3 protein-coding genes and 1 pseudogene are annotated in these 4100 nt (G+C 53.9%); all 4 read right to left on the bottom strand.

The window, feature by feature from the left end:
• Positions 1–618, bottom strand: a pseudogene (locus AO277_RS11720) (hypothetical protein); the annotation flags it as partial.
• 232 nt (positions 619–850) lie between these two features.
• Positions 851–1570 carry a hypothetical protein gene (locus tag AO277_RS11715; RefSeq protein WP_005733996.1) on the bottom strand — a complete coding sequence of 240 codons (720 nt, stop codon included), beginning with the start codon at positions 1568–1570 and terminating at the stop codon, positions 851–853.
• A 183-nt stretch (positions 1571–1753) separates the two neighbouring features.
• A complete protein-coding gene (locus tag AO277_RS11710) occupies positions 1754–2023 on the bottom strand; it encodes a helix-turn-helix domain-containing protein (protein WP_004657623.1) in 270 nt (89 codons plus the stop codon).
• 473 nt (positions 2024–2496) lie between these two features.
• The gene (locus AO277_RS11705; RefSeq protein ID WP_044320091.1) at positions 2497–3813 is read right to left on the bottom strand and encodes an MFS transporter; all 1317 of its coding nucleotides are present in this window, start codon (positions 3811–3813) and stop codon (positions 2497–2499) included.
• Positions 3814–4100 lie beyond the last annotated feature (287 nt).

Below are 4100 nucleotides of genomic sequence, written 5' to 3'. Positions count from 1 at the left end.
TTCGGTAGTTTTTTCATCGCTCCATCCTCTCAAAGGTTGGAGTCTCCGAGAAACCCGGGGCGGTTCAGCACCGTAGTCTTTGTCCGTGATAAAACGAATAAAACCCTGATCCAGCCGTGTTGTTGTTAAAGCGCTTCCCTCAATAATACGCTTGGCCGTCGCCGCATTTGTATCTGTAAAACTGTAAAAGACCTTGTGCCCTTCCATGTCATAGGTCTTGCCTTCGTTATGACGAGACCAGATCCCTCCATCGTCTTTCTCCCTGTAGGATGCCAGCCCAAACGCCAAGTCATCGACGTAGAAAAGATCAGCCCCCTGATCTCTGGCCCACTCATAAACCTCGCCAAGAAGCCTTCGGTCATCCCGTGTTAAAAAAGAGGTTTCAGGCATGGACGTGCCGCACTCTGCCTTACCCAGCATGGGTGCTGGAAATTTAGGGTCTGTCAGTCCGAAAATTCTCTGCTTGAGAATCGCCCCGCCACTGATTGTCACGGAGGGGTCCAAAAAGTTTGTATGACTGGATGAGTTAGCAAGAACGGGTATTTTTTTAGAGGCTATTTTTTCATCGAGTTGCCTTGCTGTTACCAGCGCTTCTATTCCAGAGCTGATCACCCGCATAATGTGGACTCCTGGCCTATAGAACCCCTGACGCTTATCGTCAGGGGTCGACAATCAATACGTTAAATGAACGGTGACTGTTTCCGCCCCCAACGGCTTACTTTGCCAATTTTCTACTTACAGAGTTTCAACACCACCGCTGAAAAAATCGTGAACCGCCGAATGACTTTATATATCCATGTAAAATACTTCTCAGAGAAAGTATTAATCCATGGATACCCAGAGCAGGTTCTCAATCAATCGAAAACTCAAAAGAGGAAAGATTTTCCAACAGCCATGCAGGGGTATGTACTTCAAGCAGTGCGCTAATGGGCTGCTCCATGATCAACTTGCCGTAGAGGGTCTCTTCCTGCTCCAGATGGGCAAGCTGGGTGGTGCGATAATTGAGCGGGTAGATGCTCTTTTCGATCGGCAGTAATCGGTCGAAGTGTTCGAGCAGGCCGTGGAAGACGATTCGTCGCTCGACTGTGTTCCGTGTGGTGGCAATGAGTTTGACGAAGTACTCACTGTCCTGGTGCCGCAGTGCTTCACCGGCAGTGTAACGCTCGACCAGCGTGTGCAGCGATGCGTCATCGAACACGATGCAGCACAGGTCTTCGCGCAACAGGCCTTTGAACGGGTTGTCTACCGCTGGCCGGCGGCCGTGCAAGCCCAGGATGAACTGCACAGCCTGCTCGGCCAGCCACTTGCGCTTGCGCCCCTCAAGCCGCTCGACCTCTTCGATCAACGGGGCCTGGCGTCCATGCGAACGAACCTGTCGGCAGAGCTTGGCAAACAGGCCAACGGGGCCGGACAGTTTTTTCTGTTGCTCGGCAAGTTGCGTCACCGAAAGTGCCGACTGCCGGGTTGCCAGGCGATGGAAGTCTGTTGTGAGATTCAAACCGGGCCGATGCGGATCCAGCCGCAATGACTGATCGGACTCAGAGCGGCCCCGAACAAAACAAACAGTCATGATTGCTCCTTTTTATTCTTTACGGTTTGCCGTAAGGACGAACTTCAGAAATCCCCTGTTCCGGGCAGCCAGATAGCCGAACACCGAAAAGCAACCGTAGTGCAACATTGAGATTATTGACCTTGGGGCGCTATCCCGATAACGCTGATCGCCCTGACAAGATATATTCTGTGACAAGACACATTATGTATGTGCTGACTCGTTACGCAATCCGACAGATGTAGGGGGTCGGTTACTTTTTCCCGGAAGCAAGATAGAAACACAACGCGCCATGAGCTCGACACGGGTCTTTACACGGCTCTTTCTTAGTAGCGAAGACACGTGATCGCGAACCGTATAGTCACTGATACGGAGCTGCCTGGCGATTTCCTTGTTCGTACAGCCCTGCAACAGCAGGCCAAGAACCTCTTGCTCTCTCATTGTCACCTCCATACTACTTCCCCTTGCCATCATTTTGCCCTAGAGCAAATTTGTAGGATGTTTCTTACACTCGTCTTCCATGACCTAAAAAGTAAATCGGCACAGAAATCATTTTATTTAGTATTGTTTTTCATTAAACCCGAATAAAAACCAAAACCTTGCCAAAAACAAAGACCTGTAAGATTAATCGTTAATTAATAAACGACTGAAGAAATCTCCTACAGAAAATACAGAAAAATTACGACTATCAATTTAATGAAATCATAAATAACCCGCCAGCCGAGCCACGTTGGAATCGTGGCAGGCAAGAGCACACCAGCTCAATAAATAAAAATAATATAGAGGGGCGCAAGATAGACTTGAGCAAACAGAATTACAATCACTTGTTACAATTGACAGCGCCTGACTTGAGGAACTTTCTTGATATGTTTCATTTGCGAAAACCGCCCACAGAGATGAGCGGCTGCGTGCGAGAAAGAGGCGCGCCAGCAGGAACAGGCTTGGCGCTATCCGCTTCTGCCGGTTGCAAGGTCATCTACCACTACACCCCGGCGCAGGCCGAATACCGCTGCGGTCGTCAGACCCACAATCCCCATGACCAGGCTGTAAAGCACGCAAACCCAGATATTCCAGGGCATCAGAGCGATGAGCAGCAATGGCGTGGTACTCGCCCAAAAAGCGTAGGCAATGTTGTAAGTGAACGAGATGCCTGACACACGAATGTTCGCAGGGAACAGTCCGACCATCACCGAAGGCACCACGCCGACAACCCCGCAGGCCAGCCCTGCAATGGCGTAGGCGATACCCAGCGGCATCCATTGCTGGATGAGGCTGGCGTAAAGCACGCCTATACCCAGCGGCAGCAGCAGGCTGTAGATGATGACCCCGCGCCACGCACCGATGCGGTCAACCAGCATGCCTGCCAGCACGCAGCCGATATTGAGGAAGACGATGCCCACTGCGCTCAGGGCGAAGGTATTGCTGGCGCTGATCCCGAAGCGCTGCTGCATGACCGTCGGGGTAATCACCACCAGCACGACCACCGCGGACGTCAGCACAAACGTCAACAGCGCGGCAGGCAGCAAGGATTGGCGATGATCGCGCAGGACCTGGCCAAGCGGCAGTGCAGGCATGTTTTCACGCTGGGCGTGCATGGCGATGAACACTGGCGTTTCGTTCAGCCAGCGACGCAGCCAGACGCCCACTACACCGAAAACGCCGCCAAGCAGAAACGGAATGCGCCACGCCCAGTCAAGGATCTCACCCGGGCTGAAGACCCTTGCCAGCCATGTTGCGGTCAGCGCACCGAGCAGGTATCCAAACGTCAGACCGGCTTGCAAAACCCCGAGTGCGTAGCCGCGATGCCCCTGGGGTGCGTGCTCTGCCACGAAGACCCAGGCACTGGGTACCTCGCCGCCGACCGCTGCGCCCTGCAGAATGCGTAACGCCAGCAGCACCAGCGGCGCCCAGTAACCAATCTGTGCGTAGGTGGGCATGATGCCGATCAGCAGACAAGGCAGGGCCATCATCAGAATACTCAGGCTGAACACCCGCTTGCGTCCCAGCCGGTCGGCAAAATGCGCCATCAGAATGCCGCCCAGCGGGCGTGCGAGATAGCCTGTCACGAAGATCCCGAAGCTTTGCAGCAGACGCAGCCACTCGGGCATGTCGGGCGGAAAAAACAGCTGGCTGAGGGTCAGCGCAAAGAATACGAAGATAATGAAGTCGTAGATTTCCAGCGCGCCACCCAGCGCCGCAAGACCCAGGGTCTTGTAGTCGGCTCTGCTGAAGGGCTGGGGAGTGGATTGAACGATGGCCGTCATGAAGCCCCCGAAACATGGCTGAAAAAAGCGCCTGGCGCTCACAGGGCGCGAAGAATAGCAAAGCTTGCGGGCGCACTGATACGGAGCTGAGGCCTGTAGCGGGAACGATGATCGNACTATCGTGCGGCGCTCCGCGTCGCATGCCGTTCCGGACGCTCCGCGTCCTCTTGACGACGCAAAGCGTCGAGAACTGCATTCCCACGCTGGAGTGGTATGCCCCCCGAAGGTTGGACAATTATCCACTTACGCTGCCTTGGCGGCCTGCATCCTGAATTCCACAGGACTCA

The sequence above is a fragment of the Pseudomonas amygdali genome, assembly GCF_002699855.1.
GTDB lineage: Bacteria > Pseudomonadota > Gammaproteobacteria > Pseudomonadales > Pseudomonadaceae > Aquipseudomonas > Aquipseudomonas amygdali.
Note: the sequence above shows the minus strand (reverse complement) of the source record. Positions and strands in the feature narration are given on the sequence as shown.